The sequence below is a fragment of the Gordonia sp. N1V genome (assembly GCF_029269935.1).
GTDB classification, from domain to species: domain Bacteria; phylum Actinomycetota; class Actinomycetes; order Mycobacteriales; family Mycobacteriaceae; genus Gordonia; species Gordonia polyisoprenivorans.
This window is the reverse complement of the sequence record NZ_JARJDD010000014.1, coordinates 1-23873: the sequence shown is the minus strand read 5'-3', so window position 1 is coordinate 23873 and position 23873 is coordinate 1. Positions and strand designations below refer to the sequence as shown.

The following is a 23873-nucleotide window of genomic DNA, read 5'->3' as shown; positions in this document are numbered from 1 at the left end:
TTGTGCGACAGGCATCCTCGCCGGTGCCACGGTTTGCGCGAGGTCGGCGATCATCGGCGGGGGATGACACCTAGGGTTGATCACATGTCCGAGAAGTACGAACGCCGTACCGACGACGGGTTCCGCCGACTGATCGCCTTCACCGACGCCGTTGTTGCGATCGCGTTGACGTTGCTCGTCCTGCCGCTCGTCGACATCATCCACGACGTCGCCCAGGACTCGACGGTGGGGCAGGTATTCGACGAGCATTCCGACGAGATCATCGGCTTCCTGATCAGTTTCGTCGTGATCTGGGTGCTGTGGCGCAACCACCACGGCACCTTCGAGTACTTCAAGACCTACGACCGGATGATCTTCAACCTTCATCTGCCGTGGCTGCTGACCATCGTGGTGCTGCCCTTCGTCACCGCGCTGATCAGTGGAAACACTCTCAAGGGAGCCAACGTCGTCTATATGGCGGTGCTGTGGCTGTCGATCGCGTCGGTGGTGGTGATGTCGATGTGGGGCCGTCGGCACCGCGAACTGCTCCACTCCGGCGACGACGTCGACGCCTGGCTTGCCCGGCTGCCCGACTTCGGCACCCCGATCCTGCTGACCGTCGCGATCGTGATCACGCTGGTGGTGCCGGGCTCGGGGCTGTACTCACTGCTCCTGTTGTTCGCCGTCGGCCCCGTCAACGCCGTGATCGAACGGTGGGTCGGCCGGGGCAGAACCGCCTGAGCTGCACCGGCCGGCGGGGTCTTCCCGGTCGTCGAGGTGTGACGAGCCGCTAGGCGAGGAGCCTCGAGACGCGGTGCGGTGGTGCTGGTTCTCAATCGGGTCACCGACCCGGATCATCCACCGGGTAGTCGTCGAACACGGTCTTCCAGTACTGCTCCGGAAGCTCGACGCCGCGGCGGAGAACGATCGCCAGGCCGGTGGCCATGGCGATACCCAGAAGCCCCAGCCACAGGCCGCCGAGTGCGAGCGCCACGAGCGCGATGGTGTGCAACACCGGCCACCCGTCGAGCAGAAGAAGAATCGGCGCGAACAACAGGCTCACCACGATGTAGGACGACGAGCCGAAGCGGTCGCTGCGCATGATCATCCGCAGCCAACGTGGGACGTCGATGTCGGGCGAGGTGTCGGTGTCGGCGGTCGTGGTCATATCGTGCTCCTCTCGTCGGTTCCATTCCACTGTTCGCGGGGTTGCGTGGTCAATGACCTTGGAGGTCATGGTTGCCACCACCGAGCCGGTACGGACGAGCGAATCAGATCGTGCCGGAAAGATGCTGCGGGACTGGCGGCTTCGCAAGGGGCTCTCACAGCTCGCGCTCTCCTCGCAGGCCGGGATCAGTGCTCGGCATCTGAGTTTCGTCGAGACCGGGCGCTCGGTGCCCAGCACCGAGCTGATCGTTCATCTCGGAGAGCATCTGGAAATACCTCTGCGCGAACGCAATCGGATTCTCCTGGCGGCCGGTCATGCTCCGGTCTACTCCCATCATCGGCCCGACGACCCCGAGCTCGCGGTGGTGCGCAGTGAGCTGTCGCAGATGATCGCCGCTGTCGAGCCGGTGCCCGCGGTCATCTGCGACCGCCATTGGGGGCTGGTCGAAGCCAACGGGACGATCGCAGTGCTGCTCGACGGATGTGCGCCGCACCTGCTCGAACCGCCCGCCAACGTCCTACGGCTGACCCTGCATCCCGACGGTATGGCCCCGCGGATCGCCAACCTCGCGACGATACGGAACCATCTGATCGGTCAGGTGCGTCGGCGTGCGGAGTGGACCGGGGATCGCGTCCTTGCCGATCTCGCCCGCGAACTATCCGCGTACCCAAGCGATTCCGATGAGGAGTCCGAATCCGTGGACGACTCGGTCGTGGTGCCTCTGCGGCTGAGACATCCCGACGGCGAACTGAGTTTCTTCACCATGGCCGCCGCCTTGACCTCGGCTCGCGACGTCACGATCGACGAGTACACCGTCGAGCTGTTCGCGCCGGCCGACGGTCGGACCCGAGAATTCTTGACCGACCACGCGTAGCCGCGCTGTCTCGCTCCCGGCGGCATCTGCCGAACGCAGTACCCGTTTGCGAAGTTTGTGGGTTCTTCTGCCGACTCGGCTTACGCTTGAACCGCAACGGCGCATTCGCCGAATCTCGAGGAGCATCATGGCAGATCCGTGGGAGCAGATCCTCCACCATACCTTTTCCGGGACGCCCGGAGTGATCGCCGACCTGTCGCCGGCACGGCGATATCCCGGTGTTCCACAACAGATCACACTGAATCAGTATCTTCGCGACGGCACCGCGCCGGGCTCCGGGGTGATCGATTTCCGGGGCGGCGGCGTGGTCACCGCTCGGCTTCCGGGTGTGAACCCGTTGCGTGGACTGCGTGTCGAGGTGACCGTCGCCGGTGAGGCACACGCGGACGGATATCTCGTTGCCGGAGATGGGTTTTCACTGACAGTCGGCTCCGGGTATCTGAACCTGTACCTCCGGGGAACCGGTCCGGTCCCCTCTGATCTTCTGCATGTTGCACCGTTTCGGCCGAGCCCCGACCGCTGGAACACCGTCGGCTTCCTCCACGACGGGGTGTCCACGGTCTTCATGACCATCGACGGCTCGGTGGTCAATGAAATCGACGGTGTCGGCCTATCCGCCCTGCGGGCGGTGAGCATCGGCAATTCGGCCGCCATGGCGCATCCCTTCGGTGGTCTCATCGACGACGTCGCGATCTGGCGGGCCAACCCGCATCGGATCAACGACGAGTTCCTCGGCCGCCCGATGGGTGAGGCAACCAGGCAATGCTGGTTGGAATGGGTTGCGAGAGTTCGGGACTTCGCCCAGACCGACCCGGACTGTGTGTCTCGGGTCCTCGACCTCGTCCGCGCGGCGGTCGACGACATGCTGGCCCGCGGCTCGGCTCACGGAGCCGAGGTCCGCAGGCAATGGCAGGACGTCTCACGGGAGTACCGCGGTCTGTGGAGCAACGGCCGCCTCGACGACGTCGCCGAATTGCTCGTCGAACGTTACCGAGCGCTCGCCGAGCAGGGGCTCGACCCCATGGAGTCGCCGACGTTCGTTGCGCTCCGCGATGATCCGTGCTTCGCGCAGATGGTCGAGAGCATCGGCGCCGCGACGTGCGACCCCGACTTCACCGGTGAGATCAACGGCGTCATCTCCGGTATCGACGCGATCCGCAACCCGACCGGACCGACCTGAGGAAGACACATGATCCGCCAACCCCTCACCGCTGATGCGGTCACGACCAACACCTCGACCTTCACGACGGCGTCGTTCACCGTTCCCGCGGACGCCCGGGTTCTGGTGTTCGTCGCCAGTGCTGCGGCCGGATTGCTTGCCGGAACCCCGAATCCGCCGGCGATCTCCGGGGCCAACCTACTCTTCGAGCAGCTGAACACGGTGACCATCGACGGCGTGGACCGTAGGCGCATCACGGCATTTGCGGCGAGCGCCGCCGCGGCCACCTCGGGTGCCTTGACACTCACCTTCGACGACCAACGTCAGGATCTGTGCGCGTGGTCGGTGATCGCCTACACCGGAGTCGTGGTCACCGGACCCCTTGCCTCGTTCACGGGGTCGGGGACCGGTACCGATCTCTCGATCACGACGCCGGTGACCGGTGATGGCCTGACGGTCGTGGCTGCGGTCACGGTGACCTCCTCGACCCTGGTGAGCCCGCGCGGTGGGGCGACCGAGGTGCACGACGTCACCAACCAACAGCTGGGCAATCGGGCCATCACCCTGGAAACCGAGGATCGCGACTCCGCCGCGTCGTCGATGGCGTGGGGATGGACGGGCAACGCGTCCGCCGCCGGCATCGCAGTCGCACTGCCCGCGGTGACCCCGACCCCGGGACCGAGACCCGGCCCGGCCCCTCTCGCCGAACAGCTGGCGCTGTGGTTCGCCCCGATTCTCCACCTGCACCCGGCCGAGCGTTTCGTGCCCGTCGATGCCAAGCGCTACGTGGAGAACTCGGCGGTGTGGAAGGCGGGATCGCCGTTCGACACCACCAGCACCTGGGGTGGGAATCCCGGGGACCCGTATCCACGGCGGCCGGTGGCCGAGGCCGGTTCGGTGTCGGCGCGGGTCGGCGAACCCGGCGAGTCGATCGGCGGTGCGAAGCTCGGGTCCGTCGGCCCCGACGTGGACACGTTCCTGCAGTTCGCCGGGTGGACCGATGCCGAGGGAACATCGAGTGACACGGTCGACATCGACAGCGTGACGACCTACAGCGACGCCGATGGCATTGCCGCCCGATACCGCGACGAACCGGTACTCGCCGACAGCAGACACTGGTATCACGCCGAGTACATCGAACCCGACACACTGCTCGCGCGTGCCGCCGCCGACCCCCGCGGACTCGACAAGGTTCTCGGCACATACGTGAGTCGTCCCGGTCTGCTGTGTTATCACCTGTTCTTTCCCTATCATTCGGAGTCGGTCGGACAGGATTCCGGAGACTGTGCCGGATCGATCACGGCGCAACAAGCTCTGTCGCATGCCGGCGATTGGCACTGTGTCGCAGTGCTTCTCGATGTACCCAAGAATGAACCCACGAACGCGGTTCCGCGCCTGATCGGTACGACCGTCTCGCGGCTGAGCGCCGACGACGGAGGGGTCGAGCCGCCGGCGTACTCCTCCGATCCGGACGCCGCCGTCACGATGACCGTGCGGTCCTGGCGGCCGACGTCCGGAGCGACCGCGGGACTGCCCAAGCTCGCCGGCGGCCACCCCCGCATCTACGTTGCCGCCGGAACCCATTCGATGTACGTGTCACCGGGCGAGCGGGCGGCGCTGTCACCGAGCGCGGGCACTGCGTTCTGTGGCCGCTTCGACCCGGGCGTACCCATTCCGGAGGATCTCATCCCACATTCCGACGAGAGTCTCGGCGAGGACATGCTCGCCTTCTTGGCGAAACTCCTCGGTGGAGCCGGGATCGGTGGTGCATTCGGCGGGCTCCTCGGTCCGATCGGGTTGGCGGCCGGGCTGATCGCTGCCGGTGCGGAGGGAGTGCTGCCGCACTCCTACGGCCTCGACATCATGGGCTACGGCGACGTCCCCGACACCGACAAGGCACCCGGCGACGAGGAGTCGACCGTGCTCGCGCCGCCCGGGGTCACGGTGTCGGGAACTGCTGATCGGATCGACTGGGCCTCGCGCCGTGACCTCGTCATCGACGGCCGCACATACGACTTCGTCGTCGACCGGACGACTCAGACCTGGTGGCCGTCACCCGCGCGGGAATCGGGTTTTCAGGGACGATGGGGGCAGCGTGTCACCGCCGATGTCGACGCGCTGCGTGCCGGTCCCCGCATGCCCGACATGGTGGACCTGTTTCTCGATGCCCTCACCGACGGCGACAATCGGGACTTGTTCCCCGCGTGACCGGTGTCACGGGCCGACATCGAGCACCGTCGGCACTCAGCCGCGCAACCGCTCCACCATATCGGCGACGACCTCATGCGGTTGGCCGAACAGCTGGGAACTCGATTGTGCACGTTTGAAGTACAGCTGGATGTCGTGTTCCCAGGTGATGCCGATGCCCCCGTGGATCTGGATGGCGTCGCCGGCGACGCTCGCGTAGGCCTCCGAGCAGTGGACGCGGGCGGCCGCCGCGAGTTCCGCGGCGTCGGCCGAACCGGCGGCGAGTGCGTTGACCGCGGCGTGGGATATCGCCCGCGACGTCGCCACGAGCGCGTACATGTCGGCCATCCGGTGTTTGAGTGCCTGGAACGATCCGATGGCGCGGCCGAACTGGTTGCGCTCCTTGCTGTATCCGACGGTCAGGTCCAGAGCACGGGCGGCGCCACCGACCTGCTCCGCCGACATCAGAGCCCAGGCCGCGGTCCGGATCGTGTCGACGGTCCCGGCGCGGGCGGTGATCGTCTCGGCGGGCACGTCGTCGAAAGTGACCGACGCGAGCGGGCGTGTCGGGTCGAGTAGTGGTTGCGGAGTGATCGTCACGCCTTCGGCACGGGCATCGACGTCGTGGACGGTGAGTCCGGCGTCGGTGCCGGCGACGACCAGCAAGTGATCGGCAGATTCCGCGTCGAGAACGTAATGGGCTGTGCCCGAGAGCAGTCCGGCCTCCGCGCGGACACCGGACGACGACCACCCCGACGGTGCCGCCCAACACAGCGCGACGATCGACGTCCCCGCGGCGATCGCGGGCAGCAACCGCGCCGAGGCCGCATCGTCACCGGCGGCCAGCAGCGCGGCGCTCGCGAGCGCCGCCGAGAACACCGGCACCACCGACAGTGCGCCCCCGAGTTCCTCGAGCACCACTGCGGTCTCGACGAAGCTCGCCCCGGCACCACCGAACTCCTCGGGAATCGGCAGTGCCGCGGCACCGATCTCGGTCGACAGCGTCTGCCACAACCCTCGGTCGATGCGTGGTGTTTCCGTCATCGATGCACGCAGCGCGGCGGAACCACCTCGCTGTTTGAGCAACGCGGCGATCGACTCCCGCAGGGCCTCTCGTTCCTCGGTGGAGATGGATTCGCGCACAGTGGGTTCGGTGGTCACAGCGTCTCCAGGATTCGCGCCCGATGCGCGGCGGGGGTACCCCACGCGCCGATCAGGGCGCGGGTCTTGGTCAGATACAGGGAGAGATCGTGCTCGGCGGTGTACCCGATCGCCCCGAGCACCTGCAGAGCATGACGCGACGCCAGGTACGCCGCATCGGCGGCGGCCACCTTCGCCGCGGAGATGTCGCGGCCCACGTCGGTGCCCTCCGGGGCTCCGCCGTCGACGCCGACGGCCGCGCCGTGAATCAGCGGCCGTGCCATCTCCAACGCGATGGCGACATCGGCCAGATGGTGCTTGACGGCCTGGAAGGAGCCGATGGCGCGACCGAACTGCTTGCGCGCCACCGCGTACTCCGACGCGATCGACAGCATCCGATCACCCAGACCGAGCAACTGGGCGCCGGTGGCCAGCGCGCCGAGATCGGCTGCGGCAGTACCGTTCACCTCGGTGGCGACCGGGTCGGACGCGCTGACTTCGGAGACCGTGCGGGCCGGGTCCACCGTGCGGTGGGTGGCGGTGATCTGCGCCGTGGACAAGGTGCCGTCGGCGAGGAGGTACACCTGTGACGCGGCGTCGGCGTCGGCGGCGCGTGGCGCCCACGGCGCCGCCGCCACCGACGCCAGCCGACCACCGGCAATGGCGCCGAGGTCGTCGGCGGCATCGGTGCCGGCGAGCAGAGTCGGTGCGACGGCCACTGTTTCGGCCAGCGGGCCGGGGACGCCGTGCCGGCCCAAGACCTCGGCGACCACGACCATCTCCACTGCCCCCGCGCCGGCACCGCCGTGTTCGTCGTCGATGAGCAGCCCGAAGACGCCGGTGTCGGCGAGTTGGCCGAAGACGTTGGCGGCCGGCGCCCGGTCACCGGCGGCCCACGCGCGGGCGACGGCGGGACTGTCGGCCTTGGTCAGCAGCGCATCGACACTGGCGGCGAGATCGTTGTGGAAATCGGCGAGCAGGAAGTCCATGTCAGCGATCCCCCCGCGGTAGGCCGAGGAGTCGCTCGGCGATCACATTGCGTTGAATCTCGTTGGTGCCGGCATAGATCGGTCCCGACAGGGAGAACAGGTAACCGTCGAGCCACGCGTCGTCGAGTTCTGCGTCGGCGCCCTGTAGGTCCAGGGCGGTCTCGTGTGCTGCGATGTCCCACTGACTCCAGAACACCTTGTTGATCGACGACTCCAGGCCGAGCTGACCGCCGGCGGCGAGCCGGCTCACGGTCTGATACGTCGACAATTCATAAGCGCGGGAACCGATCCAGGCGTCCGCGACGCCCTTGTCGGTCGCCGCGGTCGGCGGAACACTGTCGCCACATGCCTTCCACAGTTCGACGAGCCGGTCGGTGGTTGCGAGGAACCGTCCGGGCGAGCGCAGCGACAGTCCGCGCTCGTTGGCTGCGGTGCTCATCGCCACCCGCCACCCGTTATCGACCTCGCCGATCACCCCCGATGCCGCGGGATCGGCCGGGTCATCGGGGACGAAAACGTCTTCGAGGAACAGTTCGGCGAAGCCGGGTTCGCCGTCGAGCTGGGCGATCGGACGCACCGTCACCCCGGCAGTACGCAGGTCGAACATGAAGTAGGTCAAGCCCTTATGGCGTTGCGCGGACTTGTCGGTCCGGAACAAGCCGAATGCGCGATCGGCGAAGGACGACCGCGAACTCCACGTCTTCTGACCGTTGAGCAGCCAACCGCCGTCGGTGCGGGTGGCACTCGAGCGCAATGATGCCAGGTCGCTGCCGGCTTCCGGTTCGCTCCACGCCTGACCCCAGATGTCGTCGGCGCGTGCCATTCGCGGCATGATCCGGGACAGCTGTTCGGGTGTCGCGTGCTCGAACAGGGTGGGCGCCAACAGGAAGATGCCGTTCTGGCTGACCCTTCCGGGTGCGCCGGAGCGGTAGTACTCCTCCTCGAAGATCAGCCAGTGCAGCAGCGGCTCGTCACGACCGCCGTACTCCTCGGGCCAGCTGACCACCGACATCCGGTCGGCCGCCATCGTTCGTTCCCACTCGCGATGTGCCTCGAAGCCCTCGGCGGTGTCCATCGACGGCAACGGCTCCGCGGGAACATGGTCGGCGAGCCAGCTGCGGATCTCCGCCCGAAATGCTTGTGCCGCATCGTCCAACAGATAGTCCACGTCAGGACCCCGACCCGGCGGCGCTCTTCATCGACTTCGCATCCATCCCGCCCAGCGAATCCCCGCCGGAGGATTCGGCATTGGCCGAATGCGCGAAGTGGTGCCAACCGAAGACCGAGTCCATCGCGTTGCGCATGCCCATCTGGTCCTCGCAGATGTTGACCGCCTTCTTCGACAGGAACAGGCCCTGCATCGGCATCTCGACGATCTTCTCCGCGATGCCGTTCACCTTGCCCGCGAGTCCATCTCGTTCGACGACATGATTGACCATGCCCCACTCGGCGGCCTGGGTCGCAGTGAAGCGTTCGCCGGTGAATAGGATCTCCTTGGCCCGGCGGGGCCCGAGGACGTAGGCATGGGCGAAGTACTCGACGCCGGGAATGCCCATGCGGGCGACCGGGTCGGAGAAGAATGCGTCGTCGGAGGCGACGATGAAGTCGCAGACCCACGCCAGCATGAGCCCGCCGGCGATACATGCCCCGTGCACCGCTGCGATCATCGGCTTGGGGATGTCCCGCCACCGGCGACACATCCCCATGTAGACCTCCATCTCACGGGCCAGTCGCTGATCGGCACCCGACTTGTCGGTGTGATCCCAATGCAGGACAGCAGCATTCTCGTAATAGGTGTCGAAATCGCGTTCCGAAGTACCGATGTCGTGGCCGGCCGAGAAGTGCTTACCGTTGGCCCGCAACACGATGACCTTCACCGACGCGTCGTCGACGGCCTTACGGAACGCAGCGTCGAGCGAATAGGTCATCACCGAGTTCTGCGCATTGCGGTACTCGGGTCGGTTGAGGGTCACGTAGGCGACCGCGTCTGCCGGACCGCCGACCTCGTAGGCGACCGGCGAGGTGTCGGGTCCGAGATCGTCGGGGCCCAGGGGTGGTGGGATGACGGCGTCGCTCATGCCACCGAGCGTAACCTAGCAAGTGCTTGGTTGGTAGGGGCGGGCATGGCAGACCGCGACTCCCCGGATCGTCCGCCCTACGGCGTGACGGTGAGATCGCCGCAACCGCCCTCGGAGAGTTCCGCAGCGCATCCACGCGCCGCGTCGACGAGGTGATCGAGTTCGGTGCGATCGACGCGACCGCCCGGGCAGACGACGACCGAGGCGTGGACGCCACCGCCGGCATCGAAGACCGGTGCGCCGATGGTGACCGCGGCGATCGTGTCGTCGCCGAGCTCGTCGGGCAGATAGTCGATGGTGCTGATCTGTTCGAGGAGTTCGTCGACACGCACCCGAACACCCGCGGGCACCTTTAACGAGTCCAGCGTGGCCATCAGGGCGACGTGGTCGTCGGTCATCCGCTCGATCGAGGCGCCTCGTTCGCGGACCGCGTCGAGGACGAGTGTGAGACGGGTGCGCAGCGACGCCGGAGCCGTGGCGATCCACGACGCACGCTCGGCCGGTGGTGCCCAGGCGAGAAATTCGCGGCACACCGGCGGCCGCAACGGCATCCGGGCGTCGCTGGTCAGCCACGCCGCCGAGCCGAGGGTGCGGCCAGGTGGCGCCGACCCCACCACGATGGTGATCTCGTCACCGACCCGCCGTGCCAGGAAGCAGTGCAGGCCCAGCTGTTCGGCAAGGGCGTCGAGGAGCGGACCGGCTCGGCGAGTGAGGTGATCGGCACGGGAGATCGCGACGGCGAGGCCGACGAGGCGACCACCCGTCGAATAGTTGCCGTCGGGAAGGCGCGTGGCCCATCCGCGAGCTGTCAATTCGCCGAGGATCGCGTGTGCCGTGGCGCGGGAGTGCCCGGTTCGGCGGACAATGTCGGCGAGGGACAACGGGCCATCGGCGGTCCCGAGGATCTCGACGATCTCCACGACGCGTGCAGTCGGCGGCGACGGCGGCCGTGTCGCCGAGGAGTTGGGTGGTTGTTGACCTGGCCCGTCTGCAGCGCCTAGCGTGTCCGTCACATAGTCAATACTGAGTGTCGAATATTCGACATGTCAAGGGAGCGCAGAGTGACAGCGTCATCCGCGAGCACGCCCGTACGCGGGCACTACGAGCTGAGTCATCTCGACGCGCTCGAGGCCGAGTCGGTACACATCTTCCGCGAGGTCGCGGCGACCTTCGAGCGGCCGGTATTGCTGTTCTCCGGCGGTAAGGACTCGGTGGTGATGTTCCACCTCGCCCGCCGGGCGTTCTGGCCGGCCCCGATCCCGTTCCCGCTCATGCACGTCGACACCGGGCACAACTTCGACGAGGTCATCGACTACCGCGACCGGGTGGTCGCCACGACCGGTGTCCGGCTCGTGGTGAGTTCGGTGCAGGACGACATCGTCGCCGGTCGTGTCGTCGAGCAGACCGGCCCGGGCGCGAGTCGCAATCGGCTGCAGACCACCGCCTTGCTGCGCGGTATCACCGAGAACGGTTTCGATGCGGTGTTCGGTGGGGCGCGCCGCGACGAGGAGAAGGCTCGGGCCAAGGAGCGCGTCTTCAGTTTCCGGGATGAGTTCGGCACGTGGGACCCTCGTGCCCAGCGGCCCGAGCTGTGGCACCTCTACAACGGCCGCCACCACAAGGGTGAGCACATTCGGGTGTTCCCGCTGAGCAACTGGACCGAACTCGATATCTGGCAGTACATCGCCGAACAGCACATCGAGTTGCCGTCGATCTACTACGCACACGAGCGTCAGGTGATACCGCGCGACGGAATGCTGTTGGCGGACACACGGTTCCTCGAACGACTGCCGGGGGAGCAACCTCACACCGAGCGCGTGCGATTCCGGACGGTGGGCGACGCGACCTGCACGGGCTGCATACTCAGCGACGCCGACACCGTCGACAAGGTCATCGCGGAGGTGGCGGCGACGCGGGTCACCGAGAGGGGCGCCACCCGTGCCGACGACCGCATCTCCGAAGCGGGGATGGAAGACCGCAAGAAGGAAGGCTACTTCTGATGCCGCATATTCCGACGCCGCAGATTCCGACGCCCCAGATTCCGATGGCTCAGATCGAGATGCCCGGCGCCACAGGAGAACTCCTACGCATCGCGACAGCGGGGTCGGTCGACGACGGGAAATCGACGCTGATCGGTCGTCTGCTCTACGATGCGAAATCGATCTTCGCCGACCAGCTCGAGTCGATCGAACGGACCAGCGCTGAGCGCGGCGACGAGTACGCGAATCTGGCGTTGCTCACCGACGGATTGCGCGCCGAACGCGAACAGGGCATCACCATCGACGTCGCCTACCGCTACTTCTCCACGCCGAGAAGAAAATTCATCATCGCCGACACTCCGGGGCATGTGCAGTACACCCGTAACATGGTCACCGGCGCGTCGACCGCGAACCTCGCGATCATCCTCATCGACGCGCGCAAAGGAGTACTCGAACAGACCCGGCGGCACGCCTTCCTGTCGTCGCTGCTCGGCATCCCGCACCTGACGGTCTGCGTCAACAAGATGGACCTCGTCGACTGGTCCCGAGCGCGTTTCGACGAGATCTGTTCGGAATTCGCCGATTTCGCGGCGAAGCTCAACATCGGTGAGATCACCTTCATCCCGATCTCGGCGCTGCGCGGCGACAACGTCGTCGACGCCTCGGAAGCGATGAACTGGTATCAGGGCCGAACGTTGTTGAGCCATCTGGAGAATGTGCACATCGCCTCCGACCGCAACCTCATCGACGCGCGGATGCCGGTGCAGTACGTGATCCGGCCGCAGCGCAGCGACGGCGCGGATCATCGCGCCTACGCCGGCACGGTGGCCGGCGGGGTCTTCGCCCGTGGCGATGAGATCGTGGTGCTGCCCAGCGGTTTCACCACCACCATCACCGAGATCTGGGGACCCGGCGGGACCAAGGTCGACGAGGCGTTCGCCTCCATGGCGTGCTCGATCGAACTCGCCGACGAGATCGACATCGTCCGCGGTGACATGCTCGCCCGACCGAACAACCGGCCCTACGTGGGCCGCGACATCGACGCGATGGTGTGCTGGTTCTCGGAGGACTCGACGCTGACCGCGCACAGCAGGTTCGCGCTGATGGCCGGAACACGATCCACCCGCACCGAGATCACCGGCCTCGCCTATCGTCTCGACGTCAACACCCTGCACCGGGACGAGGCGGCGACGTCGTTGCGCCTCAACGAGATCGCACGCGTGACACTACGCACGCAGCAGCCCGTCATGTTCGATTCGTATCGGCGCAACCGGGAAACCGGGAGCTTCATCCTCATCGACGAGGCCACCAACAAGACGGTCGGTGCCGGCATGATCACCGCCCCGGTCAGCCACGACAGCCACATCGTCTGGCAGACCACCAAGGTCGGTCGTGAGCATCGGCCTTACGCCGGCGCGACGGTCTGGCTGACCGGGTTGTCGGGGTCCGGAAAGTCGTCACTGGCAATGGAACTCGAGAGAAGATTTGTCGCCGAGGGGCGGCCCGCCTACCTGATGGACGGCGACAACCTGCGGCACGGACTGAACTCCGACCTCGGATTCGGCGACGACGATCGCCGCGAGAACATCCGGCGCACCGCCGAGGTCGCGGCACTGTTCGCCGACTCCGGATCCATCGCGATCGTCTCGCTCATCTCGCCGTTCGGTGACGAGCGCACCCGAGCGCGGGAGATCCATGCCGAACGCGGGCTGCCGTTCTTCGAGATCTTCGTCGACACCCCCCTCGACGAATGCGAGCGGCGTGATCCGAAAGGGTTGTACGCCAAGGCCCGACGTGGTGAGATCAGCCAATTCACCGGCATCGACTCGCCGTACGAACGCCCCGAGCACGCCGACCTCGTCGTGACCCCCGCCGACGGTTCCCCGTCGGAGGCCGCCGACGCGGTCCTGCGTAATCTGGGCCTGTAGTGCCCCGAGGCGTGGCCTGCGGAAGTCGCGGGCCGATCGGGGAATCGAGCATGGGAGACGAGGATGGACGATCGCGCACTCGCCGGTGAGTTGGCCACGGCCGCAGGACATCTGCTGCTGGACATCCGCGCGAACAGTGGCCTGACGGGCAAGGACCTCGGTAAGGAGGGGGACCTGCGCTCCAACGACCTGCTGATGCGCCGCCTCGCCGAGGAACGGCCCGACGACGCGGTGCTCTCGGAGGAGTCCGCCGACGACAAGTCACGATTGGGTGCGCAGCGCGTGTGGATCGTCGACCCGGTCGACGGCACACGCGAATACGGTTTGGACGGACACACCGATTGGGCCGTCCACGTGGCGCTGTGGTCGGCCGACGGTGGCGGCACACTGATCGCGGGGGCCGTGGCACTGCCAGCGTTGGCGGTCACCTACGTCGACGACGACCTCCCGATCACGCCCACCGACGGGCTGGCGAGTACCCCGAAGGGCGAGCTGCCGCGGGTGGTGGTGAGTGGTTCACGGCCCCCGGCGTTCTCGCAGCCGGTGGCCGACGCGATCGGCGGCGAGGTGTTGTCGATGGGATCGGCAGGCGCCAAGGCGATGGCCGTGGTGCGCGGTGAGGCCGATGCCTACGTGCACGCCGGTGGCCAGTACGAGTGGGATTCGGCGGCGCCGGTCGCCGTGGCACAGGCAAAAGGCTTGTGGTGCGGCCGGATCGACGGCTCGCCGCTGGTCTACAACCGCGACGACACATACTTGCCCGACTTGGTGATCTGCCGACCGGAGCTCACCGAACGGATCATCGCGGTGACGTCTGCGAGTTGAGAACCCCCGTGGGTTGAGCCTCCGGTCAGTTCGGTAAACGGCCGGCGACGAGGTCGGCGATGAGCGCATCGGGGTAGCCGGGACACACGCTGTTGTAGATGTCGATGGCCACCCCGAGTCGGGTGTTGTCGGCGGTGGCGCCGTTGGCGCGCAACACCGCCGCCTGCGTCGAGCGATCCAGTGTCACGAACTGGCTGCAGGTCATCGTCGTCGCGTTCGGTGGCGCGGGCACGTCGCTGATCGGTGCGTCGGTGCTCGAATCGGGTTCGGTCGAATCCGGTTCTGTCGCATCGGGAGCTGGGGAGTCGGGAGCTGGGGAGTTGGTGGTGGCGTCGGGATCGGTGGTCGTCGTGGAGATCGAGGCGCCCGACGGGTCGGCCACCGGGTCGCCGCTGACGGTGCACGCGGGCACCGCTGCGAACACCACCGCGGCGAGCGCGATGATGGCCACCCGGATTCGGCGTGTGCTCGTGGGTGATTCGGTACGCATGGGTGACTCCGTGTTCATGCGAGAGTTCTTGCCGGTGCCAGGCCCGACAGCACCGAGTTCAGCGCGGCACGCAGGTCGGCGACCTCGATGCGCATCAGTTCGTCGTGGGTGAGGTTCTCCAGATCACCGCCCGCCGACAGGCGCACCTCACGTTCCTCTTCGGCGGCCTCGATGATGTTGCGGATGAACCGGCCGTTGCCGGCGAGGTCGGTGGCTCGCTGGGTTCCACCGGGGCCTTGGCGCACATCGTGATACAGCGGTGTGCATGCCTGCTCGAGTTCGGCCATCGCCTCTGCCGTGAGGATCGAATCCCGTTGCGCGGCCAGGAACTCGCCGATGCGGGCAAGCTCGCCCGGCGTGTAGGACTCGAAGCGGACGCGGCGGGCGAAGCGCGAACCCAGCCCTTCGTTGGCGGCGAGGAAGCGGTCGATCTCGGCGTCGTAGCCGGCGATGATGACCACCAACCGGTCGCGGTCGTCCTCCATTCGCGCGAGCAGGGTGTCGACGGCTTCCCGACCGAAGGCGTCGCCCCCGGAAAGGCCTTGCTGGATCAGCGTGTACGCCTCGTCGATGAACAGCACCCCGTCCATCGCGGAGTCGATCAGCGTTGATGTCTTGATCGCGGTGGAGCCGAGGTGCTCGCCGACCAGATCTCGTCGGGTCGCCTCGATCACCTTGTCGGACTTGATGAATCCGAGTCCGCAGTACAGCGTGGCGATCACCCGGGCGATCGTCGTCTTACCGGTACCGGGTGGTCCGGTGAAGGCCAGATGCAGACTGCGCGCCGACGTCGACAGCCCGCGATCGGCCCGGATCCGTGCCAGTGTCGCCGCCGACTTCAGTTTGGCCACTTGCTCTTTGACCGACTCCAGACCTATCTGTGCGTCGAGATCCCGTTGCGCCCGGGCGACGAGGTCGTCGCCGTCGACCGAGGCCGGGTCCGCGGCGTCGGTGCCGGGTGTCGACGCCGGGTCCCACATGTCGGCCCGTGCCGCGATCTCCTCGGCGCTCGTCACGGTCAGCCGCAGAGTCTGGCTGCGCATCGCGTCGGCGGCCGCGGTGAACGCCGGATCCCGGGAGAATGCCTGCTCGAATGCCGCGCGGGCCTGATCCTCCTGACCGGTTTCCCGCAAGGCGAGCCCGAGAGCGAACAGCGCCCGGGTCGCGCAGGAGGGGATCGGGCCGTCGATGGCCCGCTGCAGCCGGCGCAGCCCCTCGGTGAACATGCCCAGCTGCACGCACGCGCTGCCGCACATGTAGTCGGCGGCGCTGCCCAGATACTCGTCGGCCCAGGAGTCGGTTCGCCCCAGTGCGGTCAGGACATCGGGCCAGCGCTGCGCCGAGAAGTGCAGCACGCCCGTCATGAACTCGGCGATCGGTGCGTCGCCGGTGATCTGTGACAGGACCTCGGCGGCCCCGGCGAGATCGTGTCCACGGATGAGGGTGGCGGCGTACGCGGCGACGGCGTGGTCGGCATCGACGAGTGGATAGTCGATGAACATCCCGGTGTACCAGCGGCCGACGAGCAGTCCCGGCGGCAGCCCGAGCCGACGCTGTTCGCGACCGATCGCATCGCGGTGGCGATACACCGCGAGCAGCGCCTCGTTGACCGCGTCGCCCGTACCGACGGCCGCCGGTCCGCACGCGAGCCGGCCGATCCAGGCGTCGGCCATGCCCGGGTCCCACTCGCTGGCGCGGGTGAAGGCGAGAGCCGCCTGCTGCGGATTGTCCACCGGATCGGTGCCCTCGACCGCAATACCCATCGACAGCACGCCGAGTTCGAACAGTTGTCGTGCCCTGCCGACGTCGACCATCGAGAACTCCCCCCGTTTCGGACCCTGCGAGGAGCCTAATCGGTGGCGCGCGTCACGGGGAGATGATGTGCACCGATACCCACGTGCGCTGTGGATTGTGTGGACTCACGAGGCTCCGGTGGCCACGTCTATCATGGCCGGGTGAGCGATCAGACTCATGTGGACACCGTCTCCGCAGCCGCCCAGTCCCCCGATCATCCTCAGCCCTACCGTGAACTCGGTCTCAAGGACGACGAGTACGACCGCATCCGCGAGATCCTCGGACGCCGACCCACCGATGCCGAGCTGGCGATGTACTCGGTGATGTGGTCCGAGCACTGCTCGTACAAGTCCTCGAAGGTGCATCTGCGGTACTTCGGGGAGACCACCACCGACGAGATGCGGGCGGGGATGCTCGCCGGGATCGGTGAGAACGCCGGCGTCGTCGACGTCGGCGACGGCTGGGCGGTGACCTTCAAGGTCGAATCGCACAATCACCCGAGTTACGTCGAGCCGTACCAGGGTGCGGCGACCGGCGTCGGCGGCATCGTGCGCGACATCATGGCCATGGGTGCGCGGCCGATCGCCGTGATGGATCAACTGCGCTTCGGTCCTGCCGACGCCCCCGACACCCGGCGCGTTGTCGACGGCGTGGTGCGCGGGGTCGGTGGCTACGGCAATTCGTTGGGCCTGCCGAACGTCGGCGGCGAGACCGTCTTCGATCCCAGCTACGCCGGCAACCCGCTCGTCAACGCGCTGTGTGCGGGTGTGCTGCGCACCGAGGATCTGCACCTGGCGTTCGCCAGCGGCGCGGGCAACAAGATCATCTTGTTCGGAGCGCGGACCGGGCTCGACGGCATCGGCGGTGTGTCGGTGCTGGCGTCGGAGACCTTCGACGATTCGGGGGAGGCCGGTCCGAACCGCAAGAAGCTCCCGAGCGTCCAGGTCGGTGACCCGTTCACCGAGAAGGTGCTCATCGAATGCTGCCTCGAGCTCTACCACGCGGGACTGGTGGTGGGTATCCAGGATCTCGGCGGCGCCGGATTGTCGTGTGCCACCTCGGAATTGGCTGCCGCCGGTGACGGCGGCATGCGGATCGAGCTGGAGAAGGTACCCATGCGTGCGGTCGGTATGACACCGGCCGAGGTGCTCTCGAGCGAATCCCAGGAACGCATGTGCGCGGTGGTCACGCCGGAGAACGTGGAGGCATTCCTGGCGGTGTGCCGCAAGTGGGACGTGCTGGCCACGGTCATCGGGGAGGTCACCGACGGCGATCATCTGGAGATCACTTGGAACGGTGAGACCGTCGTCGACGTACCGCCGCGCACGGTGGCCCACGAGGGGCCGGTCTACGAGCGGCCCCTCGCCCGACCGGAGTGGCAGGACGAGGTCATCGCCTCGAGCACGGCGTCGCTGGCGCGGCCCTCGACGTCCGGCGAACTGCGCTCGACGTTGTTGACGATGCTGGCCTCGCCGGCGCTGTGCAGCCGCAAGTTCATCACCGAGCAGTACGACCGGTACGTGCGCGGCAACACGGTGCTCGCCGAGAACGCCGACTCCGGAATGATCCGCATCGACGAACGCACCGGCCGCGGGATCGCGCTGGCCACCGACGCGTCGGGCCGCTACACCTATCTCGACCCGTACCGCGGAGCGCAACTCGCCCTCGCCGAGGCCTATCGCAACGTCGCCGCATCCGGTGCCACACCGAAGGCCGTCACCAACTGCCTCAACTTCGGGTCACCCGAGGACCCGGCGGTGATGTGGCAGTTCCAGCAGGCGGTTCGCGGTCTCGCCGACGGGTGCGCGCAGCTCGGTATCCCGGTGACCGGCGGCAACGTCAGCTTCTACAACCAGACCGGCGCGACGGCGATCCTGCCGACACCGGTGGTCGGTGTGCTCGGCGTGATCGACGACGTCCGGCGCCGCATCCCCACCGGATTCGGCACCGAGCCCGGCGAGACACTCATCCTGCTCGGGCAGACGCGTGACGAGTTCGACGGCTCGATCTGGGCGCAGGTCGCCCACGATCACCTCGGCGGCGTGGCACCGGAGGTCGATCTCGACCACGAGAAGCTGCTCGGCGACATCCTCACCGCCGCATCGCGCGACGGCCTGGTCTCCGCCGCCCATGACCTCTCCGAGGGTGGGCTGATCCAGACCGTCGTCGAGTCGGCGCTCGCCGGCGAGACCGGCTGCCGGCTGTTGCTGCCCGAGGGTGCCGACCCGTTCGTCTGGCTGTTCTCCGAATCGACCGGTCGGGTATTGGTGGCGGTGCCGCGCACCGAGGAGTCGCGTTTCGTCGCGATGCTCGACGCCCGCGGCATGCCGTGGACCCGCATCGGCGTCGTCGATCAGGGCAGCGATTCGGTGAGTGTGCAGGACCAGTTCGAGGTCACCCTCGAGGAACTGCGCACCGCCTACGAGGGAACACTGCCGGCGTTGTTCGGCTGAGCGGGAGCGGGCCGAAATATCCGGGAGCAGGCCGAAATATCACCGTATGCTCGGGTGATGACCACTCCGCAGGATGGCTCGGGATCGCAGCCGTATGGCCATCAGTCGCAGCCGTATGGCCATCAGTCGCAGCCGTATGGCCAACAGTCGCAGCCGTATGGCCAACAGTCCAACCCGGGGGCGACGCCGGGACCGTCTCCGTGGGACCAGAAGACGGTGTACGGCGGCGCCGGTCAGTCGCCTGCGGCCGGATCGCCCGCATACGGTCAGCCTGGTGCCGAGTATGGCCAGCCCGGTTATGGGCAGCAGCCGACCTATGGGCAGCAGCCGATCTATGGGCAACCCGCATATGGCCAGCAACCCGCATATGGCCAGCAACCGGTGTGGGGGCAACCCGCAGGAGCCAATGTTCCCTATCCCCAGAACCCGTACGGCGATCCGTACACGCCGAAGCCCTCGGGTGGCACCGCTATCACCGCGACAGTTCTCAGCTTCCTCGGAGGCGTCTCGGCGATCGTCGGGCTCATCGTTTCGATCGGCGTGCTGGTCGCGATCTCGGCTCTGGCGACCGAGGTGGATCGGATTCCGGGGTGGTACAACGCCGTCCTCGTGATGCAGATGATCGTCGATGTGGTGCTCGCCGTGCTGTTGATCTGGGGTGGCGTCTCGGTGTTGCGGCACAAGATGATCGGCCGAATTCTCGTCGCCTCGGGATGTGGCGTGTCGATCGTGTTCGGCATCGTCGGGGCGATCGCGGGCCTGGCCGTCGAGTCGGCGTTGAGTCACAACGGCGTCAGCAATGGCTTCGGAAGCGGCATTTTCAGCTTCGTCGGTCTCGTCTTCCCGATCGCCACGGCGATCCTCGTGATGCTGCCGTCCACCGCGGAGTGGATCAAGGCCGGCTGACGCCCGAACCTTCTGTCGCCGAACCGAACCGTCGGGCCACGCCCTGTGGGTCGTCGGTGGTGATCTGGTCGGTGTGCAACTCGAGAGCGCGGTCGATGTCGGGGTCGTCGGCCCGGCCGAAGGTATAGATGTCGATCTCGCGTCCGGTGGCGTGGAACGCTGCGACGAGGTCGGTGCCCCGATCAGCGACGGTCAGTGCCAGGCGTCGGTCGAGATAGATCACCTCGGCCCGAGGGGAGGCGGCGACCGCGTGGTCGACGAAACGCCGATAGGTGCGCCACCTCAGCACCCGGTCGACCGCCCCGTGGTGACAGGGGTCGTACCCCACACGCAGGCGCGGGACCGCGTCGGTGAGGATGCGTACCGCCTCGGCATCGCCGCACGAGAGAATCGCGTGTTCCGCGAACGGTGCCACCGCCTCGACGAAGGCCCGCACGGTCGGCTCGTCGAGGTCGTCGGCGGACTGCTTGAGATCCAACTGCAGCAGCGCATTCGGGTGAATGTCGGTGAGTAGACCGCCCAGGTCGCCGACCAGCGTCACCGGTTCGTCGATCCGATGACCGTCGTTGTCGCGCAGGGACAACGATCGAAGGTAGTCGGCTGGGGCTGCGCCGACGTCGCCGGCGCCCGTCGTCGCCCCGGCCAGATCGCGGTCGTGCAGGATCGCGAAGCCGCACGACGCGGACGAGCCCGGCCCGTGGATGACGAGGTCGACCTCCACGCTCGCCCCGACTGCCATCCCCTCGACGATTCTGCTGCGCGTGAAGGGCGGGTCCTCGGCGCGTTTGCGTGCGCGATGCCATTTCAGTCGGGTTCGGTGGCCGTCGGATGTCACGGCGATCGGTTCAGCGGTACTCATCGTCGGCGCACTCTACCGTCGGCAGTTGGCCAAAACGTGTCCGATAAAGTGAAACGTGTTCTAGTTTTGGCTGATGACGTTACGAGTGGTGGAGTGGTCGACCGGAACCGTCGGCCGACATGCGATTGCCGGGATCGACGCCCATCCCGACCTCGAACTGGTCGGGGTGTGGGTCTCGGACCCGGCGAAGGTGGGCAAGGACGCGGGCGAACTCGCGGGTCTCGGCCGCGACCTCGGTGTACTCGCGACCGACGACCGGGCCGCACTTCTCGCGCTGGCCCCCGATGCCATCGTGCACACCGCGATGACCGATGACCGCATCTTCGAGGCGATCGACGATCTCATCTCCTTCGTCGAGGCGGGCGTCAACGTGGTCTCGAGCGGGCCGGTCGTGCTGCAATTCCCCCAGGGCATTCTCGATCAGAAGCTCCTCGATCGCATCGCGGCCGCAGGCTTGGCGGGTGGGGCCAGCCTGCACGTCAACGGTATCGATCCGGGATTTGCGAATGATGTTCTGGCGCTGTCGATGACGAGTCTCTCGCAGCGGATCGACGAGGTACGGTGCCTCGAGATCGCCGACTACTCGACGTACTACCAACCTGTGGTCATGCGTGACATCTTCGGTTTCGGGCAGCCGATGGATGCGACACCGCTGCTCCTGCTGCCGGGTGTGCTCGCGATGGGGTGGGGCAGTGTCGTCCGCCAGCTCGCCGCCGGGCTCGGACTCACGCTCGACGAGCCGCTGATCGAACGGCATGAGCGCGTCGCGGCCGATCGTGACTACTCGACCGTGTCGGTGGAGATTCCCGAGGGAACCATGGCCGCACTGCATTTCGAGGTGGTCGGTCAGGTCGCCGGAGTCGACCGCATCGTGCTCGAGCATTACACCCGCACACACCCCGAACAGTGTCCGCAGTGGCCGAGCCCCGTCGACGGTGACGGCTGCTACCGCATCACCATCTCCGGTGAGCCGCAGATGTCGGTGGAGTTCGCCCATCACGGTGAGAACGGCGATCACAACGTGTCGGGGATGATCGTGACGGCAATGCGATTGGTGAATTCGGTTGCCGCGGTGGTTGATGCACAACCAGGCCTGGTGACGGCACTCGACCTGCCGCTCATCACCGGAGTCGGGCTGGTGTCGCGCTAGGAGGCGCGCTTCGCCGGTTGGCTGCGCTTCCAGGAATTACTGCACTGCAGCGTATTTCGTAATTCTCGGACAAGTCGGACAAATCAAATCTTTGGTATTTGGTTATGCTAACCTTGGCCGCCATGGTCACGGAGCAGGTTGCCAGCCCACCGGTCGAACGCGCCAGGGCATCGGCGAACCGTCGGCGAACGTCGAAGAAGCCGGTGCGACGTGCTCTGATCGTGACGCACCGGTGGAGTTCGATCGTTCTCGGTCTGCTTCTGGTGGTCGTCTGCACCAGCGGCGCGATCCTGGTGTACGAGCCAGAACTGGTGCGCGCCACCAACTCCTCGCTGTTCACCACCACCGACACCGGGCGCCAGGCGAGTTTTACCGACGCGGTGTCAGCCGTCCACACTGCCGACCCGGATTTCGATGCCCAGTACCTGTCACTCAAGGACGGTGTGTACTTCATCAGTTCCGCCGATACGGCCGCGGGCACCTGGGCTGTCGATGCCGGAACCGGAAAGGTCAACGGCCACGGCGATATTGACGGCGGTTTTCTGGGTTTCCTGGTCAACCTGCATGACTGTGGCCTGACCTGTGAAGGCTATCCGGGGTATATCTCGTGGTTGGCCAAGCCTTCGGTGGTCGCCGATTGGGGTTGGTTCACCGCCGATATGACCTGGGGTGCACTACTTCTCGGGATCAGTGGACTGTTGCTGGTTTTTCTGGCCATCTCCGGCATCGTGATCTGGTACCCAGGGCTGCGACGCTGGCGCAACGGTTTTCGGGTGCGCATCGGCAAGGGGCGATTCGCGCGGGATACCGACCTGCACAACGTGATCGGCATCGTGGCCGCGATCCCGCTGCTCATCTGGGGGCTGACCGGGATGAACTTCGAGATCCCGGGCGTCGGCAAGGTGTGGTACGCCGCCACCGGAGGTGTCGCGCCGGCCGACGACGCGTATACGATGCCGACCTCGGAGTCGACCGGACCTCTCATCTCCCTCGACCAGGCAATTGCCGCAGCGCAGGCGCACTACCCCGGATCGCACGCCACCTGGGTGGGGATGCCGTCGGAGGGCTCGGAGTACTACTCGGTGGATCTGCTTGTCGGAGGGCCGGATCTGTGGTCGGGGAGCGCGACCTACCACGGCAACCGAGAGCTCGGAATCGACGGCCATGACCCGTCGGTGATCAAGGAGTTCTCCGGGGCGCCGGCGACGGTCTCCAACACTATCGCCGACGACTGGGCACAGCCGACCCTGCACTACGGGGTGTCGGTCAACGGCTGGTGGCGGGCGCTGTGGTTCATCTTCGGGATGACGCCGCTGCTACTGATGATCACCGGGCTGAGTACCTGGCAGATCCGAAACCGCAACGCGCGGCGCAGACGTCGTCGCGCCCGTGACCGTGCGGCCGCTACGCCCGACACCTCGACCGACTCGACGGGCGTCGCAGCCGCGACCGACGTCGAATGAATCCATCTGTGGCATTACTGCTCTGCGTCGCGTGCGTAGGGGCGGCGCTGTGGTCGCTCCTGGGCCTGACCTCCGTGCCGTCACTGGAGTGGCCGACGCGAGTCACCGTGACCGTCGCGGTCGCTGTGATCGCCTGGACCGCAGGCGGTCTGGTGGCGTGGATGATCGGCGCCGATGCCCCTGCGCGACCCGGGGTGTTCCTCGGTTACGCGGCCACGGCGGTGGGTCTCGCGGCATTCGGCATACCAGCAACGACGACCCTCGGTCGGCGTGGAGCCGCCGTCGCCCGGGCGCTCATCCTGGCTCTCTTGGCTTTCGTGTGCTGGCGAGCCGAATCCGTCTGGCTGATCGGCGTGCCCGGGATGCATGGCTGACCGCACCGGAACTTGTGCGAAAGAACTTTCGACAACCTCTTGCCAACCCGACAAACCCGGCATACACTCGAACACAAC

The 23873-nt window shown here is 66.8% G+C and carries 21 protein-coding genes; 12 read left to right on the top strand and 9 right to left on the bottom strand.

Annotation, left to right across the window (positions count from 1 at the left end; genetic code table 11):
* Positions 1–84 precede the first annotated feature (84 nt).
* Positions 85–720, top strand: a complete 636-nt coding sequence (locus tag P3L18_RS17875) for a TMEM175 family protein (RefSeq protein ID WP_014361375.1) — start codon at positions 85–87, stop codon at positions 718–720.
* Between the two features lie 100 nt (positions 721–820).
* Here the strand turns inward: P3L18_RS17875 and P3L18_RS17870 are convergent, their stop codons facing one another.
* Positions 821–1147: a hypothetical protein gene (locus tag P3L18_RS17870; protein WP_006369810.1), complete on the bottom strand. Its 327-nt coding sequence runs from the start codon at positions 1145–1147 to the stop codon at positions 821–823.
* Positions 1148–1205: 58 nt separating this feature from the next.
* Between P3L18_RS17870 and P3L18_RS17865 the strand changes: the two genes are divergently transcribed.
* The 3 genes from P3L18_RS17865 to P3L18_RS17855 all read left to right on the top strand — a co-directional run bounded on the left by P3L18_RS17865 (position 1206) and on the right by P3L18_RS17855 (position 5388).
* Positions 1206–2021 carry a helix-turn-helix transcriptional regulator gene (locus P3L18_RS17865; RefSeq protein ID WP_079928754.1) on the top strand — a complete coding sequence of 272 codons (816 nt, stop codon included), beginning with the start codon at positions 1206–1208 and terminating at the stop codon, positions 2019–2021.
* A gap of 127 nt (positions 2022–2148) precedes the next feature.
* Entirely contained in the window at positions 2149–3201 is a 1053-nt protein-coding gene (locus tag P3L18_RS17860) for a LamG-like jellyroll fold domain-containing protein (RefSeq protein WP_276114835.1), read from the top strand.
* Positions 3202–3210: 9 nt separating this feature from the next.
* A complete protein-coding gene (locus tag P3L18_RS17855) occupies positions 3211–5388 on the top strand; it encodes a hypothetical protein (protein WP_276114834.1) in 2178 nt (725 codons plus the stop codon).
* Between the two features lie 36 nt (positions 5389–5424).
* Here P3L18_RS17855 and P3L18_RS17850 read toward each other — a convergent pair whose 3' ends face one another.
* From P3L18_RS17850 to P3L18_RS17830, 5 genes are all read right to left on the bottom strand, one after another.
* Positions 5425–6528 (bottom strand): acyl-CoA dehydrogenase family protein, encoded by a 1104-nt coding sequence (locus P3L18_RS17850; RefSeq protein ID WP_079928753.1) that lies wholly within the window; start codon positions 6526–6528, stop codon positions 5425–5427.
* The gene (locus P3L18_RS17845; RefSeq protein ID WP_276114833.1) at positions 6525–7496 is read right to left on the bottom strand and encodes an acyl-CoA dehydrogenase; all 972 of its coding nucleotides are present in this window, start codon (positions 7494–7496) and stop codon (positions 6525–6527) included. Before P3L18_RS17845 ends, P3L18_RS17850 begins: the two co-directional genes overlap by 4 nt.
* Position 7497: 1 nt before the next feature.
* Positions 7498–8664, bottom strand: a complete 1167-nt coding sequence (locus tag P3L18_RS17840; RefSeq protein ID WP_079928756.1) for an acyl-CoA dehydrogenase family protein — start codon at positions 8662–8664, stop codon at positions 7498–7500.
* 1 nt (position 8665) lies between these two features.
* Complete coding sequence (locus P3L18_RS17835; RefSeq protein ID WP_276114832.1) at positions 8666–9574, bottom strand: enoyl-CoA hydratase; 909 nt, start codon at positions 9572–9574, stop codon at positions 8666–8668.
* A 77-nt stretch (positions 9575–9651) separates the two neighbouring features.
* Positions 9652–10587: a helix-turn-helix domain-containing protein gene (locus P3L18_RS17830; RefSeq protein WP_253193864.1), complete on the bottom strand. Its 936-nt coding sequence runs from the start codon at positions 10585–10587 to the stop codon at positions 9652–9654.
* Between the two features lie 30 nt (positions 10588–10617).
* Here P3L18_RS17830 and cysD point away from each other — a divergent pair, with 30 nt between their 5' ends.
* From cysD to P3L18_RS17815, 3 genes are all read left to right on the top strand, one after another.
* Positions 10618–11574, top strand: a complete 957-nt coding sequence (cysD, locus tag P3L18_RS17825) for a sulfate adenylyltransferase subunit CysD (protein ID WP_276114831.1) — start codon at positions 10618–10620, stop codon at positions 11572–11574.
* Between the two features lie 44 nt (positions 11575–11618).
* On the top strand, positions 11619–13481 hold the full coding sequence (gene cysC / locus P3L18_RS17820; RefSeq protein WP_035727758.1) for an adenylyl-sulfate kinase: 1863 nt from the start codon (positions 11619–11621) through the stop codon (positions 13479–13481).
* 63 nt (positions 13482–13544) lie between these two features.
* Positions 13545–14306 carry a 3'(2'),5'-bisphosphate nucleotidase CysQ gene (locus P3L18_RS17815; RefSeq protein WP_079928760.1) on the top strand — a complete coding sequence of 254 codons (762 nt, stop codon included), beginning with the start codon at positions 13545–13547 and terminating at the stop codon, positions 14304–14306.
* 25 nt (positions 14307–14331) lie between these two features.
* Here the strand turns inward: P3L18_RS17815 and P3L18_RS17810 are convergent, their stop codons facing one another.
* Positions 14332–14796, bottom strand: coding sequence for a hypothetical protein (locus P3L18_RS17810; RefSeq protein ID WP_079928762.1), 465 nt, complete (start codon positions 14794–14796; stop codon positions 14332–14334).
* A 14-nt stretch (positions 14797–14810) separates the two neighbouring features.
* The gene (gene eccA, locus P3L18_RS17805) at positions 14811–16610 is read right to left on the bottom strand and encodes a type VII secretion AAA-ATPase EccA (RefSeq protein ID WP_014361363.1); all 1800 of its coding nucleotides are present in this window, start codon (positions 16608–16610) and stop codon (positions 14811–14813) included.
* A 141-nt stretch (positions 16611–16751) separates the two neighbouring features.
* On the opposite strand from eccA, the gene purL reads away from it, so the two are divergent.
* Positions 16752–19043: a phosphoribosylformylglycinamidine synthase subunit PurL gene (gene purL / locus P3L18_RS17800; RefSeq protein WP_205741430.1), complete on the top strand. Its 2292-nt coding sequence runs from the start codon at positions 16752–16754 to the stop codon at positions 19041–19043.
* 57 nt (positions 19044–19100) lie between these two features.
* Positions 19101–19949 carry a hypothetical protein gene (locus P3L18_RS17795; RefSeq protein ID WP_265076960.1) on the top strand — a complete coding sequence of 283 codons (849 nt, stop codon included), beginning with the start codon at positions 19101–19103 and terminating at the stop codon, positions 19947–19949.
* On the opposite strand, the gene P3L18_RS17790 is transcribed toward P3L18_RS17795, so the two are convergent.
* A complete protein-coding gene (locus tag P3L18_RS17790) occupies positions 19936–20808 on the bottom strand; it encodes a glycerophosphodiester phosphodiesterase family protein (protein ID WP_276114830.1) in 873 nt (290 codons plus the stop codon). The genes P3L18_RS17795 and P3L18_RS17790 overlap by 14 nt on opposite strands.
* 73 nt (positions 20809–20881) lie before the next feature.
* Here P3L18_RS17790 and P3L18_RS17785 point away from each other — a divergent pair, with 73 nt between their 5' ends.
* The 3 genes from P3L18_RS17785 (at position 20882) to P3L18_RS17775 (ending at position 23795) form a co-directional block, all read left to right on the top strand.
* On the top strand, positions 20882–21958 hold the full coding sequence (locus P3L18_RS17785; RefSeq protein ID WP_276114829.1) for a diacylglycerol kinase: 1077 nt from the start codon (positions 20882–20884) through the stop codon (positions 21956–21958).
* 122 nt (positions 21959–22080) lie between these two features.
* On the top strand, positions 22081–23421 hold the full coding sequence (locus tag P3L18_RS17780; RefSeq protein WP_346348438.1) for a PepSY-associated TM helix domain-containing protein: 1341 nt from the start codon (positions 22081–22083) through the stop codon (positions 23419–23421).
* A complete protein-coding gene (locus P3L18_RS17775; RefSeq protein WP_276114828.1) occupies positions 23418–23795 on the top strand; it encodes a hypothetical protein in 378 nt (125 codons plus the stop codon). The genes P3L18_RS17780 and P3L18_RS17775 overlap by 4 nt, the downstream gene beginning before the upstream one ends.
* Positions 23796–23873 lie beyond the last annotated feature (78 nt).

Coding starts and splice junctions, on each gene's coding strand:
- P3L18_RS17785 (WP_276114829.1), top strand. CDS start 20,882: ATGACGTTACGAGTGGTGGAGTGGTCGACCGGAACCGTCGGCCGACAT.
- P3L18_RS17815 (WP_079928760.1), top strand. CDS start 13,545: ATGGACGATCGCGCACTCGCCGGTGAGTTGGCCACGGCCGCAGGACAT.
- P3L18_RS17860 (WP_276114835.1), top strand. CDS start 2,149: ATGGCAGATCCGTGGGAGCAGATCCTCCACCATACCTTTTCCGGGACG.
- cysC (WP_035727758.1), top strand. CDS start 11,619: ATGGCTCAGATCGAGATGCCCGGCGCCACAGGAGAACTCCTACGCATC.
- P3L18_RS17795 (WP_265076960.1), top strand. CDS start 19,101: ATGACCACTCCGCAGGATGGCTCGGGATCGCAGCCGTATGGCCATCAG.
- cysD (WP_276114831.1), top strand. CDS start 10,618: ATGTCAAGGGAGCGCAGAGTGACAGCGTCATCCGCGAGCACGCCCGTA.
- P3L18_RS17790 (WP_276114830.1), bottom strand. CDS start 20,808: ATGAGTACCGCTGAACCGATCGCCGTGACATCCGACGGCCACCGAACC.
- eccA (WP_014361363.1), bottom strand. CDS start 16,610: ATGGTCGACGTCGGCAGGGCACGACAACTGTTCGAACTCGGCGTGCTG.
- P3L18_RS17835 (WP_276114832.1), bottom strand. CDS start 9,574: ATGAGCGACGCCGTCATCCCACCACCCCTGGGCCCCGACGATCTCGGA.
- P3L18_RS17780 (WP_346348438.1), top strand. CDS start 22,081: ATGGTCACGGAGCAGGTTGCCAGCCCACCGGTCGAACGCGCCAGGGCA.
- P3L18_RS17775 (WP_276114828.1), top strand. CDS start 23,418: ATGAATCCATCTGTGGCATTACTGCTCTGCGTCGCGTGCGTAGGGGCG.
- P3L18_RS17845 (WP_276114833.1), bottom strand. CDS start 7,496: ATGGACTTCCTGCTCGCCGATTTCCACAACGATCTCGCCGCCAGTGTC.
- P3L18_RS17810 (WP_079928762.1), bottom strand. CDS start 14,796: ATGCGTACCGAATCACCCACGAGCACACGCCGAATCCGGGTGGCCATC.
- P3L18_RS17875 (WP_014361375.1), top strand. CDS start 85: ATGTCCGAGAAGTACGAACGCCGTACCGACGACGGGTTCCGCCGACTG.
- P3L18_RS17855 (WP_276114834.1), top strand. CDS start 3,211: ATGATCCGCCAACCCCTCACCGCTGATGCGGTCACGACCAACACCTCG.
- P3L18_RS17870 (WP_006369810.1), bottom strand. CDS start 1,147: ATGACCACGACCGCCGACACCGACACCTCGCCCGACATCGACGTCCCA.